The sequence below is a fragment of the Actinomyces israelii genome (genome assembly GCF_030253495.1).
Taxonomy (GTDB): Bacteria; Actinomycetota; Actinomycetes; order Actinomycetales; family Actinomycetaceae; genus Actinomyces; species Actinomyces israelii.
Genome location: NZ_CP124548.1, coordinates 74277 through 90456 on the forward strand (window position 1 = coordinate 74277; position 16180 = coordinate 90456).

Consider the following 16180-nt stretch of genomic DNA (forward strand, 5'->3'; position numbering starts at 1 on the left):
CCTCAATGAAGCGCAGCCTCCGGAGAGGCTGCAACCTTTCCTCCTGCTGCGGTGGGGCCGGCCTGGTTCTGCCCTCAATGAAGCGCAGCCTCCGGAGAGGCTGCAACCTTTCCTCCTGCTGCGGTGGGGCCGGCCTGGTTCTGCCCTCAATGAAGCGCAGCCTCCGGAGAGGCTGCAACCCCGCTGTGCGGGTCTCTGCCGCGACCTATCGGTCGCCCCTCAATGAAGCGCAGCCTCCGGAGAGGCTGCAACCCGCCGCTACGCCGACGACCCCAACCGGGTCCCCGCCCCTCAATGAAGCGCAGCCTCCGGAGAGGCTGCAACGAGAGGACAAGGTCGTAGCCGTCGGTGGCGTCCACCCCTCAATGAAGCGCAGCCTCCGGAGAGGCTGCAACGCCAGGCCAGCCGCAGACGACGTGGAGGGCGTCCCGCATCCCTCAATGAAGCGCAGCCTCCGGAGAGGCTGCAACGACGCCCCGTAGTGGACTGCGGACCCGGCCTGCTGCCCTCAATGAAGCGCAGCCTCCGGAGAGGCTGCAACCGGGCGTCCACGTCCAGGTGCCGTCGTCGTAGGTGCGCCCTCAATGAAGCGCAGCCTCCGGAGAGGCTGCAACGCTCGGTCTTGACCCGGTTGCCGCCCTCGAATCCATCCCTCAATGAAGCGCAGCCTCCGGAGAGGCTGCAACAGCTGGGCGGTGATGTTCTGGATATCGTCCAGCCCCCCTCAATGAAGCGCAGCCTCCGGAGAGGCTGCAACGACGCCCCGTAGTGGACTGCGGACCCGGCCTGCTGCCCTCAATGAAGCGCAGCCTCCGGAGAGGCTGCAACGTCCAGGGGCTCCGGCATGCTGAGCAGGCCGAGGCCCTCAATGAAGCGCAGCCTCCGGAGAGGCTGCAACCGGGCGTCCACGTCCAGGTGCCGTCGTCGTAGGTGCGCCCTCAATGAAGCGCAGCCTCCGGAGAGGCTGCAACGCTCGGTCTTGACCCGGTTGCCGCCCTCGAATCCATCCCTCAATGAAGCGCAGCCTCCGGAGAGGCTGCAACTGAAGTCCGTGGACGAGTCGGTCATTGTCGTCCGCCCTCAATGAAGCGCAGCCTCCGGAGAGGCTGCAACGGTAGGCAGTATTATGCCGGAGATGTCAAGGTTTCATGGGGCTTGCGCGAGCGCTCCGCCGCTCAACGTGCGCAACGCTCTCGGCGGAGCACCTCGCGTCTTCCTCATCGTTGGTATGCCAGTGAAAAACAGGCGCGAGCGCTCCCCGGCGTGTTGCGTGCTACTGGAGCGCTCGCGTCAAGCGATGAGCGGGCCGTCGGGAGTCACGGTCCGATGCAGACCGATGTAGGAGAACCGATCCTCGTCTACCGAAGTGAGCGGGCCCACATCGCAGAGCAGTACAGAGTCCTCCTCGAGGTCAACGATCTCTTCAAGATCGGCGCGCATCCGCAAGAGCTTCGCCGGAGCAGCATCAACGATGAAGACCGAGTACTGGATTCGGTCGCCATACTCCAGCAAACAACGTGCTATCCGCCCTCGGCGGCGGTCAGCCGGAACGTCATAGGCCACAAGAAGTCTCCTGGCGTCATCGCGCATCAGCGAACCCTCACTCCACGGTAGGTTGGCTGAGTGCCGTCGATGACACCCAGTACCAGTCTCGCCTGCACCTCGATTGCTCTGCGCCAGGTGACATCATACCCGAAAAGTGGATGCCGGAAGGTCGTCTCTACCCGTCGTTCGAACCCGGCAATGAGCTGCTTGCGTCCGCGATCCGATAATCGGCACGTCCCGAAGACTCCGCAGAAATCCTCCTCACTGAGTTCGCCATTGCGGAAAGCGCGTACAACAACCGAGTCCGCCACGGGTGCTCGGAACTCTTCCATGAGATCCAGAGCCAGGGCGGGCTTGTTCCGCGAACTGGAGTGTATGAATCCGGCATGAGGATCCAGTCCGCAGGCCGCAGTCGCCCGGATGCAGTCGCCCAGAAGCAACGCATAGGTGTAATCAAGGGCAGAATTAATCGGGTCAGGAGCGGGACGCCGATGGCGTCCGCTCCACCGCTTGACGGCGAAAGCCGCTGCTGCTCCTTCCAACATGGTAGGCAGTCCGGCGAAGTATGCGCGAGCCGCCTCTCCTTCAATGCCAAGCAGGTCGTCAAGGCTCGGAGTATTCTCGGCTCGCTTCTGAAGTCTGCGCAGATCCGCAACGAGATCGGCACGATCTCCATTGCGTCGCAGTAAAGTTGCCTGATTCGCTATCTTCGCGGCAATCATTGCCTGAGCGATATCCAGTCTCCCTTCCGCGCTCGCCACGTGTTGGCGCACACGTTGAAGGCCGTTGGGGGCGTCAGTTCCCGTGGACCACCCGATGACGCGTCCAGACCAGGAGCACCAGATTACTCGGCGGTCTCGCCAGCACAGTTCCCGCAGCAAAGCGGAGGAGACGTCCACGTTGCCATGCACCACTAGGCTCAAGACTCTTTCCAGCGGAATGCTGAGAAGCCTCTCCTCGCCCTTGCGGACCTCGATCCTTCCCGCCTTGAGCGAGGCTCGCGCTCCTGGAGTGGACAAGTGGACCACCTGGGCGTCGGGTTGAGGGGCGAGGATCCGGGGCCGAGCGGTCTCCTCGGTCCGTTCGTCCGGCAGGCACACCGAAGCGTGCGAGCACCAACGGCAGCGAGGATCGTCAACCAGGGCGGACGGCGCGGTACTGGCGCACACGATTTTCCGGGTGCGGTCCAAGGCCTCCATGGCGCGTTGTCGGTCGGCATCGGTCAGTTCCACCTCGACGCGGCGTCGGTGCCCGGTGAAATATATCTCTGTGCCGCCTACCCGCTCTCCCATTTCTTCGAGACACAGACGTTGCAGTGCCAGTTGGATCCTGTTGGCATCCGTGACCTCGGGACGACGTCTGACTGGAGTCGCCTTGTACTCAACAATGGTCAATGTGCCTCCGGGAAATCCCTCCAGCACGTCACAGCGCCCCGATAAACCTAGAGCCTCGCTACGAATGTCGACGGCTCGATGCTCTCCCCGACCCGGGCGGCTGGCTTCAGTGGAGTCACTCCGTCGGTGCGCTTTCGTGCCGGCTTGCATTTGCATCGTGTCGGTATGCTCGCCGACCGACTCGATCCATGCTCGGCGCTCGCAGAATATCGAGTGAAGTACTAGACTGATTGGTATCGGATCATCTTGCAGACGCGTCCCCATGATCGTCCCCATGTTTCTCTAATATTTGTTCTGATCAATGATTAGGTGCACATTTCAGATGGTAAGCAGTTCGTTCCGACCGTCGCCCAGATAGCGTTCCGGGAACTTGTTGTCCGTCATCTGCAGCGGAAAATGAAGGACTGCACGGACGCCGTGCCGAGTCAGCCACTGACGTGCGTTTCGTCGAACTGTCAGATCGTCGCCCACGGCGGCCAGCACCTGGGACGAGACGATAACAGCGCGCCAGCGCTCCACGGAGTAGCGCCCGATAAGCACCGGTACGACAAGCTCCTCTGACCTGCGGCCCGTCCGGACGTGGCCTGCGGTCGTGGACGGGAATCGCACCCTGTGAACGACCGGGAAAGCGGCGAGTCCCCACAAACCGCACCAGGCCAGAGCCGAGTCGGTGAATCGTGGTCTTGCGAGTCCCGTCGCAGTTCGGGACTCATCGGATCGCTTGCCCCTGTACGCCTCATCGACAGTGCTGCTCCCGTTGATTCCCTCAAGAACTCCCTCGACGGTTCTACCGGCGACAATACCGGCCAGAGAGCGCAGGCGATCCCCGACGAACTCCCCCCCGTGGTTTCTGGTCTTCATTTCCCACCGACTGGCGCCCTGATCGGGATCCGGATGATTCCTCCTGAAGCGCCAGTAAGCGGGCTCGCCCAGGGCGCCCAGAAGGTCAAGGTCCAGCCACCGGCGGCTCTCTTCGATCACCTGGTCGATCCCCTGGCTTCTTCTGATCTGAAGATAGTGCCACTCCTCGTCGGATTGGGCCTCCTTGATTCTCGGGCTGAAGACGGCGGTGCCACTCGACCACGGCTTCTCCTCAAGACTCATTTCCAGCCAGGAGTCGTCCGTCGCACTCCGAGTGGCATGAGCATGTACGATCCTGGCGATCCCGAGGTCATCCACTCCTTCGCCGGAGATCATCAATCGCGGTTCCGCGGTGTCGGTCCACCCCAGCCGTACCCGGGTGATACCGGCCTCCTCCAGCATGAGCGCCATTCCCAGTCCGGCAAAACTGGTGAGTGCACTGGTGAAGGAGCCTCCAACGCGCATCATGTCATTTCCCTTCCGAGGAGATCGAGCAGTCGGCGGCGCGGAGCAGCGCCTCAAGGTAGGCCGTGCCCCAAGGGCCCCAGCGGCGGTCGGTCCGGGCTATAACAGCCTCCCACTCACCTTCGTCGACCAGCTCCCTGAGCGCCTCCATGTGTCCGGGACCCGCAGCCCGGGCGTCATGGTTGAAGGTCGGCCGCCCCAGCCCATGACTTGTCCCCACCAGACGGACGACAAGATCTCGCAAGTCCTGGTCCCGGCTCCCCTCCTGCGCAGCCTTCCAGAAGGCCGCCGCCGATGCCAGCTCATGACGCCATCCCGGCGGGATACCCGAGTCCGCCCAAGCCCGTTTGGCGGCACGGGGACTGCGGCGTCCGCTCTTGGCCAGCAGTGGACCGCCTCTGTACCCCAGAACCTTCTGGAAACGCTCGTCTTCCTTCCCGACGTCGTGCCAGAGCGCCGCCTCCCTCACCCCATGCTCCGCTGCGCCGGTAATCCCCGCGGACCGCGTCAGCGCAGTGCTGCGGTCGGCAACCGCGGTGGCATGAGCATCCAGAGTGACCTTCCCGCTCCGGGTCCACGCGGATCGCTCATCCGCCTCGTCGTCAGGTTTGGGGATCTCGCGTCTGACAAGCCAGACCGGCGCACCCAGGGGACCGAATGAACACTCCACAATAGATCCCGGGAAACGCTCATCAAGATCCTCGGAGTCCAATTCGGACAGTTCCCCTAAGCGATCCGGGTCGACGATGATCTCAGCAATTCCCTCAAGCTCGGGTGGAGGAACGCACAGGCCGCCGGACGCGCCGTCCGCGCTCACCACGCCCTGGTTGAGTACCGGCGCCTTGACGCTGACGACAAGAATGTCGCCGGGTTGAATGGATGCAGCAGAATCCTCTGCCTCAGAGGCCGGCCATTCATCCACAAGCTGATCCCGACGCCACAGGAATGCAGATTCCATAATGTTCTCGGGCAGGGTGCTGACGATCTGCCGAAGAGTTCTCACATTCGCTGGATACACCTCAGTATCCTGTGGGGGCACCGCCGCAATGAGGGTCTCGACGGCGTTGCGGTCCGGCAGGTCTCCGATCTCGCGGAGCACGATGCCGGCCCCGCTGTCGTCAGGGGAGAGATCGTCCTGGAGCCAGAGCTCAAGCTCGGGCTCCACGAAGAGGTCCATCGACGTCTTCGCCCACAGGGACACATTCCACGGCTCAGGACGCTGCCACAGGATCCGGCGCGGCTTGTCCGATGGCGATGGGACCTCGCTGAGACGCAGCGCTCCGAGGCCGCCGTCCTCCCCTGAACGTCCCACGATCCAGTCCCTCGCCGCAGTCAGGTCCTCGGCCGCGTACGGCAGGAGATCCCGGGTGATCGGATTGTCCTCAGGGGGCCCGACGACGATCACCTCTCCTGCACCGCGCAGTCCGCGCCGATTGACCCGGCCCACGCGCTGCGCCAGGGCGCTGCCGGAGGCCAGCTCCGTGACCATGGCGGCAAGATCCAGATCGATTCCTACCTCGACCGTTTGAGTTGCGACCAGGACATCCACGCCCGGCTGCCCCTCGACCGTGAACAGGCCGGGTTCCTGGGCGCGCAGCTGCTGAAGGTCCCAAGGGCGCATTCGCCCCACCCAGAGCCTGCATTCCAGACCATCCTTGCGGAGGCGCTCCGTCACTTTGACCGCCGTCTCCACACGGTTCACGACACAACCGACGGTTCGGCACCCCGGCTGCTCGGCCTGCCGAACCCGAGTCGCAGCGCCAACCACCTGTTCGACGAGCGCATCCAGGTAGTGTTTGGTCGGACGGCCGTTGGCAGGCCATGCGTCAACGGGAACGTAGATGGCGTCCTTGGGAGCCAGAAGACGCTGAGCGAGTTCCTCGTCCTCGGCGAGATCTTCGCGCAGGATTCTGAGCCCCCGCTCGTCGGCCTCGGGCGGCGTCGCGGACACCGCGACGACATCCAGCCCGGGTATGTGCAGTTTATCCGCAGAGGGTCGGGCCAGATCGGCTGCGCGGCGCGCGGTCACGAGCAGCTGGCGGTTGAGGTGGGCCTCATCAAGCACCATGACCGAGTCGAGCGCAAGCAGTCCGGCAAGACGCGGCCTGGCCCGGCGCGGCGCCCCGTAGGACCGGAAGAGAATGCTGGACCCCCACATGGCCGGCGTCATCCCCAGGACGGCGCACGCCGAGGGGTGGTTGAGCCACTCGCGGTCCGTCACGAGCCCGCCGCGCATGGCGGCGACGGTCAGCGGCCGGCGGTCCTCGACGTCGTCGGGCTCCAGAGACAGCAGCGCGCGGGCCGCATCTCCCAGGACACCGGGATCACCGACGGCGGCGCGGAGTCGCTCAGCGATACGGCGGGCTCGATCCGTGTGGCTGTCCGTCAGTGCTCGCCGGTTGACGACGACCGCCATACGGCGGGGGACGCGGGCACCCGCACCGATCGCCGCCAGTGCGTTGGCGAAGACGTGGATCTCGACGACGCTCGACTTGCCCGCCCCGGTGGGCGCGGAGATGCTCTCGGGCCATGTTCCCCGTTCCGCCAGGTGCGCCAGCAGATTGCGCTGCCACCGGTAGGGGCGCACGCCCGGTCCGTGGATGGCCTCGAAGAAGTCCGGGAAGTCCTCGACGGAGATCATGACGCGCCCCCTTTTCCGGGTGATGCCGTGAGGTCCGGCGGCACATCGACGGGGGCGAGGAGCCCCCCGCCCAGGTGCCTGCTCTGCCCCACCGCGGCCAGGAGGGTCGGCCCCATGAGGTCGCCCGCATCAATGAGCGCGCGGTAGGGCTGGGCGACAAGCCCGTCGGGGATCCGGTGCACATAGGCGTCCGCGTGCTTGGTCTCGCGCGAGTACCACAGGACGCTCGCACCACGGCTGCGTACTTCGTCGGCAGTGGCGCGGTACGCCTGCCTGCCACGGCCGGCGGCCTTCATCTGATTGCGCCACACGAATCCAAGAGAAAGGAGAATGGCGTCCTCGAAGCACCAGCGGCCCCGCTGACGCGTGACCTCGGGTACGGCGACCGGCGTCGGCGACCACAGCCTGCTGAGACCCGAAGGGGCGGGCCTCCAGAAGCCCTCGGCCCCGAAGACCTCCGGTACGAGGGCCAGCGCGGCCTTGCCCCACCGAGACCGCAGTTGCGTCATGCCCACGAGCGCATCGCGGATCACCTGTGCGTCATCCACTGAGATTCCGAGTGGGAGCATGACCAGGAAGATGCCGCGGTCCGACGGCGTCGGAATGTCCGCGAGCGCGCTAATGCCGGCGAGCGCTGCCGGGATGTACTGGATCGCGACCCGATTGGGCGGTACGGCCCGAGGCGACTCCCGCGCATAACGACCGGTGACAGTCGATGGCGCGCCGTCCCCGATCCGGGATACCAGCGCCCGGTGAAAGGCGACGCACCAGCCGACGCGCCGCTGCGGAGGGATGTCCCCACCGGTGGCGAAGGCAAAGACCTCCTTCCACGGAGCCGCCGATACGGGCGGCTCGACAGGCGCGAAGCGCGCAGGCGCTACGCAGTCGAAGGACGGCGGCACTGGTCGTTCCTCCTCGGACGGGTGCCACCGGTCCCTGGCGGCAGTGGGCGGCCTGCCCGGTCGAGCCTCGGCGTGCTGTTTGCGGAGCTCATCGAGGCGACCGGTCTGGGCGACGTCGAAACGGATGCCCCCCGGCGTGAAGGCGGTGGCGTCGGGATCCCGGCGCCAGGAGGGCTCAACAGCCGTGACCTCCAGGACGACAGGGCTATCCATCTCTCCCAGGCACGGTACGTCGGGGCACAGCGCCATCAGCGCCTCATGAACCTCGGTCGGCATGGCGTCCCAGCTCCACGCCATCTCGCCGTTGATCGCGACCCCGTCCGAGATGACCTTCGGCTCCCGCTTCGGGCCTTTCTTCGAGAGCACCGTCTCCCGGTAGGTCTTGCAACCGGTTTTATTCGGAGTGACGCCCATGCTGGCGGGCAGGCGCAGGCCGGTGGGCGGGTGGTCCTCCAGCCAGGTCAGCGCCCGGGCGATATCCTCACGGGGTTGTGAGTTCTCGACGTCGGCGGTGGTGCCCAGGTAGGCCGCACTGACGAGTGCGGAGTAGAGGCGCGCGGGTGCGGGGAGTGGGTCGGTGGCGCTGCCAGAGCGATGCCCATGGTAGACCCCGAGTGGGAAACGCGCGATAATACCGGTCTCGGCCATCACTCGTCCCGGGTGTCCTCGGCCGCCCGGAGAATCTCCGGGTTGCCGGTGACTGCGAGGACCGAGCCGTCCCAGGCGACACCGGCGGTGGTGCGGGCGTGCTCCAAGGCGGCAGACAGGAGTTCCTGGGCCTGATCGATGGTCAGGGCCTTGAAGGCGGCTTTCTCCCCGTACCGTTTGTCCAGGGTCACTCTGGCCGGCTCGGACTCGACCAGGTCGCAGTTGGCGCGCAGAAGGAGCTCGGCATCGGAGCGGGCCAGCCCGTTGAGGGCGAGGGCGGCCAGCAGCGCGCGGCAGGCGACATTGCCCTCGGTCGTCTCACAGTCGAAGCGGAGGGAGCGCAGGGCCGCGAAGCTGAGGACGTGGGAGCGGATGATCTCTCGGCAGGACACTCCTCCCAGCTGGTCCAGGCTCGGGGCGATCCCGCCGAGGCCGAGGGTGGATGCCTTCTTGTTCTTGACGGCGCTGTCGTAGGTCTTTTTGGTCAGCTCGCTTTTCTGCTGGTCAGCGATGAGTTTGATGGCCTTGTCGGACAGCTTGATCTGCGCCCCCAGCGGGTCGATGCGGGCGCCTCCCCGCATGGAGGTCTGATCTGGCCCACTGGTGTCCTGGTCGGCGAGGACGCCGATGATCTCCCCGACGAGAATGCTGCGGTAGCGCCCCTGGTGGCTGCGCCTTGAGGAGTCCCAGCCTCCCAGGATCAGCGTCATGGGACTGCGCTCGAGCAGCGCCCTCGCGTGGGACGGGGTGGCGTCGCGCAGGGCCCTGTAGTCCGGGTGGTCCGTGGCGGGCCTCCCGCCGATAGTCCCGGCACGGATCTGCCCGTCGAAGGCGCGGTGGGGCAGGTCGAGATCGGAGTAGGTCGGGCCGTCTTCGAATCGGAGCTCGATCCGCGGCAAGCTCGAGAGCACCGGATCTCCGTCCGCCACCGCGGCTGAGACGGCCGCCTCAAGACGATTGCCCTGCGACTGCTTGGAGTCGAGGAGGGCCACATCTACAGGTTTGCCATCGACGTAACGCCTTTCGAAGGCGAAGACGGGACTGTTGCCCCTAAGGAACTTGGCGGGCGCAACAGAGGCGTGCGATCCGGCGGCTGGCTCCAGGGGAGTGACCGAGGTGAGCACGCTCGCCCCTCCCGGCCTGCAGGCCTCCAGTAGATCGTCGAGCGAGATGTGGGACATGGGTAGTTCTCTTCTCTGAGGTGGGTGGCGGCGCGGCTTCGCACCGCCTGCCAGCGTACTAGTGAGATTGCCGACAGACTGAGGATCGGGGAGATCGGGGAGTGCCGATTCTGGTGCCGTGGCGGTGTCTGGGCCCTCGCAGCTCTATCAACGCCAGGGGGCGCCGAGTCGCACGCCCTGGGAGCCGTCCGGCGGGTACCGGGCGGCTCCCCGCCGTCGGTACCTGCCGCGCGCCGCCGTCCGCCCCTCGGCACTCGCCGTCGGGACCCCGGTCACTGAGAGCTCAGCCGCCGAGCACGCCGATCCGCTGCAGGTAGGCGGCCGTGCTCCCCATGGCCCGATCCCAGGCCGACCCGGAGAAGCCGTGGCCGGCGCCGTCGATGGTGACGAGCTCGGCGTCGGGGAAGGTCTGCGCCGCCCGCTCGGAGTAGCTGATGGGCGAGGTGGCGTCGGCGGTGCCGTGGACGATGAGGACCGGCGAGGTGTAGCGGGGCATGTCGGCGTAGACGTCGTAGTCCCACATGTCCTCGACGTAGACGCGCCCCAGGCTGTACTGCCCGGCCGTGAGTGTCTCGGGGACCTTGTCCAGGGAGCCGAAGGCCTGATGGAGGTCGTCGGTGATGGAGAAGGCCGGGTACCACAGGGCCAGCCCAGCGACCTCCTGCGGGTGGCGGGCGGCGGTGATGGTGCTGACCGCGCCGCCCTGGCTGACGCCGTGCAGGACGATCCGTTGGGGATCGATGGCCTCCCAGCCGCCGGCGCTGGACCGTGCGGCGGCCAGGACGGCCTCCAGGTCGTCGACCTCGGTCATGACCGACATGCGCGTGGTGTCCCCGGCCTCCGGGCCGCCATTGCGGAAGGCGACGCAGTAGGAGGCCAGCCCCACCCCGGCGAGGGCCCGGGCCGTGGGGTCGAGGTCGCCGACGGAGCCGAGGAGCCCGTGGGAGCAGACGACCAGCGGGACCGGGCCGCCTGCGGTGGGCACGTAGAGGCGCCCCGCCATGTCCTCGTCCTGGCTGGTCACGCTCAGGTCGCGCACCTCGTAGTCGTAGGACGGCAGGCTGGCCAGATCGACGACGTCGGGCGTGGCGGAGGCCTGGGCGGTACCGCTGGCCGTGGGCTCGGCGGGGGCGGACTCGTGGCCGGAGGTGCCGGTCCCGCAGGCGGCGCTCAGGACCACCCCCGCTCCGGCAATTCCCAGGGCTCCGACGACGGCTCTGCGGCTGAGTCCTGATCTGGGTCTCGGTCCGGTCAAGCTCTCTCCTTTCCCGGCTCCGGGGCAGGAGCCGTGTTCCGCGCACCCTACAGCCCCTTGACGGTCTTCCTTCGAACGTCTTGGCCGAGTGCAGAGCGGCGTCGACTGGTCTGGGCCCCGGCCGGGTGCCGCTGTGCCTCGAAAAATGATCATCCCACGCACTTTTAACTTCCCGCGTCGTCCGGTCCGCGCCGCCAAACCGCGGAAACTCGCCGATTCTCACGATGTCCGGGGCGGTGAGCGTCTTAAAAGTGCGTAGGAGCCACCTTTTCCGTCCGGGGCTGGTCGTCGAGGTGTTCGGCTCCGGTCCTGCGGGGGCGGGCGCCGGGCCGTGCGGACCGGTGTCGAGCCGGAACGTGAACGTACGTTCACGCGACGAACCTCCGTTGACGTTGGGGCTCGCCGCGCCGCCCGGCCCGCGTCCCGTTGGGAGCGGTCATCCGGAGACTGCCTTTGTGCTCCAGCCGCAGGTTCCGGACAATCGCGGATGATGAGCGCCTCGAACCATCCCGCCGGCCGCAGGGCGCCGACCCCCGCCGTCGGGGCGGACGGCGCCACCCCCGCCCAGGCCGCCCGGCGGCGCGGGCACGCCTGCATCGCTGACCTGCTGGAGCATGCGGCGGAGGGCGCCGACTCGATCTGGGAGGCCCCCGAGGACCCCGCGCTCCTGGCTGGCAGCCACCTGTGGGGCGAGGCGCGCGAGTGCACCGCGCGCGAGGACATGGTTATCGCCTACGGCGGCGGGCGGGCCGTCATCCGGGTCGGGCGGTGCTACTACGCCGACTCCTTCGACCGTGCCCTCATCGGCTGGCACGCCGCCTACGACCCGCCGCTGGACATGGGCGGCTACACGCTGATCCGCTGAGCCGTCGTATCGGCTATGTCAGCTGTATCCCCACACCAGGACCGTTTGCGCCCGCGGTCACGGAGTAGGGCTCGCGGGTCTGGCGGATGACGGCGCCCGGCCCGACCTCGTAGTCGTTGACGTCGTCGGGAACGGAGAAGGCCGTCATCGCCCCTCGGCCGACTTTTTCGCACCCGGGGGCGGATGCGCGCTGGCCGACGGTGCGGCCGTGATGTTCGATGTTCGGTGCCCGGTCAGCAGGCTCGCGGCCCTGGTTCGCGGCTGTGGGTGCGTATCTTGCGCGAGGGCGGGCCCCTCTCGCGCGAGTTGCACATGGGAGGAAGGGGACCGTGCGAGACAGGAGCCACTTTTCCTTGAGACTCCGCGGTTTCTGTGGGTGCGCCAGGGCCGGCTGACCGGCTCCCATGTGCGCACAGGGGGGTCTGCGCACATGGGAGGGATGCATCGCCGTTCACTGAAACCTGTTTTCCGCATGATTCCGCGGTTCTGCCCGGAGCGAGTCGCGAACGAACGGTTGACATCCCTTGACCCGGCGCCCGGCCGTGCAGTCGGGCGTCCGTCTGCCCCGCCCGCCTCAGGCGCGCGGATGCTGCGGGCACGCGGGGCCACCCTGGGCGTGCCGGGAGACCGGTACGGCGGGGCGGGCTGGGATGACCGCGCCGGTCGCTGCCCCGGGCGTGCCGGGAGACCGGCTGAGCGTACGCGTTGCTCGCGCCGCGGAGTGCCGCTGCCCCGGGCGTGCCGGGAGACCGGGGACGCGCTGCGCTCGCTCGTCGACGAGGTCCGGCCACCCAGGGGATCAGCTGTGCAGCGCCGGCGGGCGCCGCCGTCGTCAGTCCTGCCGGGCGAGGTCCGCGGCGCCGATGAGGCCCGCCTTCTGGCCGGAGCCGGAGATGACTACCGGAATGGCGGGGCGGTGGGCGCGCGCCGTCAGGTGCGCATCGAGGCCCTCGCGCACGGGCGTGAGCAGGATGTCCCCGGCCTCGGTCAGGCCGCCGGTGAGGATCATAATCTCGGGGTCCAGCACGGCGCACAGGTCGGCCAGGCCCGAGCCCAGAGCGCCGCCCAGGCGGGCGTAGCACTCCAGGGCCGCGGGGTCGCCCTCGCGGGCGGCGGCGGTGACCGCCTTGCCGGAGATCCTGTTCGGGTCGCCGCCGGACAACTCGATAATGCGCGCCGCGTAGTCGGGGCGGAACTTGGCCAGCTCCCAGCCGTTGACACCCAGGGCGGTGCCCGAGCCGTAGCGCTCCAGGCAGCCGCGCAGGCCGCAGCCGCAGGGGCGCCCGTCGGGCACGACGTTGATGTGGCCGATCTCGGCCGCGAAGCCGGCGGCGCCGCGCACCAGCCGGCCGTTGATAATGATGGCGCCGCCCACGCCGGTGCCCAGGGTGACGACCAGGACGTTGGCCTTGCCTGCCCCGGCGCCGAAGCGGGCCTCGGCCCAGCCCGCGGCGTTGGCGTCATTCTCGACGACGACGCGCTTGCCAGTGCGCCTGCCGACCTCGTCGGCGATGCGCGCGCCGGTCCAGTCGAGGTTTGTGCCGTGGACCATGGTGTTGCGGTCCGAGGAGGTGAAGCCGGCTGCGCCGACGCCGATGGTGGGGGCGTCGTACTGGGCGGCGAGCTCGCCCGCGACCGCGGCAATGGTCTCGAAGATGGCCTCGCGGCTGGTGGCGGGGGAGTCCCGGCGCACGGTGGCCAGGACCGCGCCGTCCTCATCGACCACCCCCGCCGCGATCTTGGTGCCGCCTACGTCCACGCCGATACTCAGTGCCATCGCTGCTCCTTGGGGTGCTGCCGACATCCTCGCCGGCAAGGTGATGAGACCGATCAATTATCCCAGAGGCGGATGCCGAGTCTCTATCCCCGACGGCGACCTGTGCGCACGACGTCGAAGCCGCGCCCCGAGCCGCCGACCGATCTCGGTGCGGAAGTGAACCGATCTCGAGCCGGAATACGACCGATCTTGGCGAAAAGAGGGGCGGGCGGGAAAGCGAGGGTGGAAGGAGCGGGCGGGGCGGACGGGTCAGGAGGCCCTGGCCGCCTGCTCGGCGATCGTGGCCCGCATGTAGTCGGCCGGGCGGTACCCGCTGACGACCGCGTCGTTGACGATCATGAAGGGCGTGCCCTGGATGCCGATGTCGTAGGCGTGCTGCTTCGCGTCGGTGACCGCCTTGGCGGTGGCGGCGTCGTTCATGTCGGTGCGGAAGCGATCGAGGTCGGGCACGCCCGCCTGCTTGGCGAAGTCCACGAGGGAGTCCTCGGTGTACTCCGGGTGGCCCTGGGGGTCCGCGGCGGCGTAGACGGCGTCGTGGAACTCCCAGAACCTGCCCTGCTCGCCGGCGGCGATCCCGGCCTGGGCAGCCAGCGGGGAGGTCTCGGTGATCTGGGCGAGGTCGCGCCACTCGATGCGCAGGGTGCCGTCCTCGACCAGGTCGGCCAGGGCTGGCTCCACCTCCTGGGCGAACATCGTGCAGTAGGGGCAGGCGAAGTCGGAGTAGATGACCATGACCACCGGCGCATCCGTCTTGCCCTTGGCGCGGGGGTCGTCGGCCTTGCGCGCGACCTCGCCGTGAACGACCTCCAGCGCCTGCGGGTCGGTCAGCGAGGGGGCGGAGGTCTCCTGCGCCGACGGCGCCTGCCCCGCCTGCTGAGGCGCGGCCGAGCTCGCCTGTTCCCGGGCAGGGCTCGCCGACGACGTGGTCGCGGCTGGCGCCAGCCGGCGGGTCAGCAGGAGGCCCGCGACCACGGCCAGGAGGAGTGCGATGACGAGGAGCAGGACGATGATCGCGCGCTGGCCCGACTGCTTCGGGGTGAGGCCGAGGCTGGTGGACGGGTCGGCGGGGGGCTTGATCGACATGGACGGCAGTCTGTCAGACGTCGTGCGCCGCCGCACCGATCGCCCGTTCCGCTGGCTTGCCGTCCCGCCTCTTCAGAAGCAGACCCGGGCGCAGGGCGGGGCCGGGCGCCTCAGGCCCGGTGCGACCGCCTGACGGCGCCGTCGGCCCTGTCGCCCTTGTCGGCCCTGTCGTCCATGAAGCGGCTGACCATGTCGGTCAGGCCCGAGCCGGTCAGCGAGCGCATGACGGCGTCGAGCTGCTCGACATTGCCGGCCACCGCCTTGGGCAGCGCGGAGGCGCCGTCGGTGGAGATGATCGACAGGTCCTTGACCGACCCCAGCGGCTCGGCCAGTGCGCGCGCGATCTCGGGGGCCTTGTCCAGCACCATCTGCTGGGTGGCGGCCTGCCCGTACTTGGCCAGGGCGTCGGCCTTGTCGCTCATGGCCTTCGCCTCAGCCTCGCCGGCGGCCTGCACCGCGTCGGCCTCGGCGCGACCGCGGGCGGCGATCGCCTCAGCCTCGGCCTTGGCGCGGGCCGCGGTGGCGCGGGCCTCGGCCTCCGCGCGGGCGACGGTCGCCTGGGCCTGGGCCTGGGCGTCCAGGCGCGTGCGCTCGGCCTCGGCCTCGGCCCTGCGGATGGACTCGACCTTGGCGGCCTCGGCCTCCTGCTCGCGCTGGTAGCGGGCGGCGTCGGCGGGCTTGCGCACCGTGGAGTCGAGCTCGCGCTCGGTCAGGGCGGCCTTGGCCTGGGCGGCCTCCTGCTCGATAATGGCGATCTCGCGCTCCTTGGCGGCGCGCGCCAGCGGGCCGGAGGAGTCCGCCTCGGCCTGGGCCTTGTCGGTCTCGGCCTTGAGCTGGGCCTGGCGCAACGACAGGTCGCGCTCGCGCTCGGCGATCTGCTGGCGCGAGGTGACCTCGGCGTCCTTGGCCTCCCGCTCGGCGTTGGCGCGGGCGATGCGCGCGTCCTTCTCCACGCGCTGCTGCTCGGGCACGCCCAGGGACTCGATGTAGCCGCCCTCGTCGGTGATCTCGGAGATCTGCAGGACGTCGATCTCCAGGCCCATGTTGGCCATGACGGACTTGGCGTCGTCGAAGACGTTCTGCTGGAGGGCGTCGCGGTCCGAGATCAGGTCGGTGATCGTCATGTGGCCCACGATCGAGCGCAGCGAGCCGATGAGCGCGTTGCGGGCGGAGTCGGCGATCGCCTGGTCGGTGTTCGGCTTGCCGAGGAAGCGCTTGGCGGCGGCGCGCACCTGCTCGTCGGAGTCGCCGACCTTGACGGCGGCCACGGCCGAGACGTTGACGTTGATCTTGTTCTCGTCCTCGGCGGTGACCCGGAAGCCGATCGTGTTCTGGGTGAAGGGCAGGTACTGGATCGACTGGATGATCGGCAGGACGAAGTCGCGTCCGCCGGGCCGGATGATCTTGATCTCGCCGTTGCGGGTGGACCCGGCGACCAGACCGGTCAGGTTGGAGGGTACGACGACGACCCTTGAGAGCATGTAGAGCCCCAGCAGGACAGCCAGGACGACTAGCGCGATGATCGCGTAGAGCATCATATGGTCTCCTTGTGCATGTGATGTA

Annotated in this window: 12 protein-coding genes and 1 CRISPR repeat array (1 of these 13 running past the window's edge); of the genes, 1 reads left to right on the forward strand and 11 read right to left on the reverse strand. The window is 68.2% G+C overall.

The features are described 5' to 3' along the window. A CRISPR array of direct repeats spans positions 1–1113; the repeat unit is 36 nt; unit sequence CCCTCAATGAAGCGCAGCCTCCGGAGAGGCTGCAAC; it begins 72 nt to the left of the window's first position. A gap of 177 nt (positions 1114–1290) precedes the next feature. The 7 genes from cas2 to AIF0345_RS00360 all read right to left on the reverse strand — a co-directional run bounded on the left by cas2 (position 1291) and on the right by AIF0345_RS00360 (position 10892). Continuing rightward, the gene (gene cas2 / locus AIF0345_RS00330; protein ID WP_285296796.1) at positions 1291–1590 is read right to left on the reverse strand and encodes a CRISPR-associated endonuclease Cas2; all 300 of its coding nucleotides are present in this window, start codon (positions 1588–1590) and stop codon (positions 1291–1293) included. After that, positions 1590–3215: a CRISPR-associated endonuclease Cas1 gene (gene cas1 / locus AIF0345_RS00335; RefSeq protein WP_311136096.1), complete on the reverse strand. Its 1626-nt coding sequence runs from the start codon at positions 3213–3215 to the stop codon at positions 1590–1592. Before cas1 ends, cas2 begins: the two co-directional genes overlap by 1 nt. Before the next feature lie 42 nt (positions 3216–3257). Then, the gene (locus AIF0345_RS00340) at positions 3258–4268 is read right to left on the reverse strand and encodes a hypothetical protein (protein ID WP_268918085.1); all 1011 of its coding nucleotides are present in this window, start codon (positions 4266–4268) and stop codon (positions 3258–3260) included. A 1-nt stretch (position 4269) separates the two neighbouring features. Then, positions 4270–6906: a type I-G CRISPR-associated helicase/endonuclease Cas3g gene (gene cas3g, locus AIF0345_RS00345; RefSeq protein WP_285296797.1), complete on the reverse strand. Its 2637-nt coding sequence runs from the start codon at positions 6904–6906 to the stop codon at positions 4270–4272. After that, the gene (gene csb2, locus AIF0345_RS00350; protein ID WP_285297864.1) at positions 6903–8456 is read right to left on the reverse strand and encodes a type I-G CRISPR-associated protein Csb2; all 1554 of its coding nucleotides are present in this window, start codon (positions 8454–8456) and stop codon (positions 6903–6905) included. Before csb2 ends, cas3g begins: the two co-directional genes overlap by 4 nt. Next, entirely contained in the window at positions 8456–9637 is a 1182-nt protein-coding gene (cas7g, locus tag AIF0345_RS00355) for a type I-G CRISPR-associated RAMP protein Csb1/Cas7g (RefSeq protein ID WP_273166584.1), read from the reverse strand. The genes csb2 and cas7g overlap by 1 nt, the downstream gene beginning before the upstream one ends. A 283-nt stretch (positions 9638–9920) precedes the next feature. After that, positions 9921–10892 (reverse strand): alpha/beta hydrolase family protein, encoded by a 972-nt coding sequence (locus AIF0345_RS00360; RefSeq protein WP_268918083.1) that lies wholly within the window; start codon positions 10890–10892, stop codon positions 9921–9923. A 490-nt stretch (positions 10893–11382) separates the two neighbouring features. On the opposite strand from AIF0345_RS00360, the gene AIF0345_RS00365 reads away from it, so the two are divergent. After that, complete coding sequence (locus AIF0345_RS00365) at positions 11383–11757, forward strand: hypothetical protein (RefSeq protein ID WP_268918082.1); 375 nt, start codon at positions 11383–11385, stop codon at positions 11755–11757. A 13-nt stretch (positions 11758–11770) separates the two neighbouring features. Here the strand turns inward: AIF0345_RS00365 and AIF0345_RS00370 are convergent, their stop codons facing one another. The 4 genes from AIF0345_RS00370 to AIF0345_RS00385 form a co-directional block, all read right to left on the reverse strand. Next, entirely contained in the window at positions 11771–11905 is a 135-nt protein-coding gene (locus AIF0345_RS00370; protein WP_268918081.1) for a hypothetical protein, read from the reverse strand. 684 nt (positions 11906–12589) lie between these two features. Beyond that, positions 12590–13534 carry an ROK family glucokinase gene (locus AIF0345_RS00375; RefSeq protein WP_043564277.1) on the reverse strand — a complete coding sequence of 315 codons (945 nt, stop codon included), beginning with the start codon at positions 13532–13534 and terminating at the stop codon, positions 12590–12592. Positions 13535–13783: 249 nt separating this feature from the next. Further along, positions 13784–14617: a DsbA family protein gene (locus AIF0345_RS00380; protein WP_268918080.1), complete on the reverse strand. Its 834-nt coding sequence runs from the start codon at positions 14615–14617 to the stop codon at positions 13784–13786. Between the two features lie 110 nt (positions 14618–14727). Beyond that, complete coding sequence (locus tag AIF0345_RS00385; protein WP_285296798.1) at positions 14728–16155, reverse strand: flotillin family protein; 1428 nt, start codon at positions 16153–16155, stop codon at positions 14728–14730. Positions 16156–16180 lie beyond the last annotated feature (25 nt).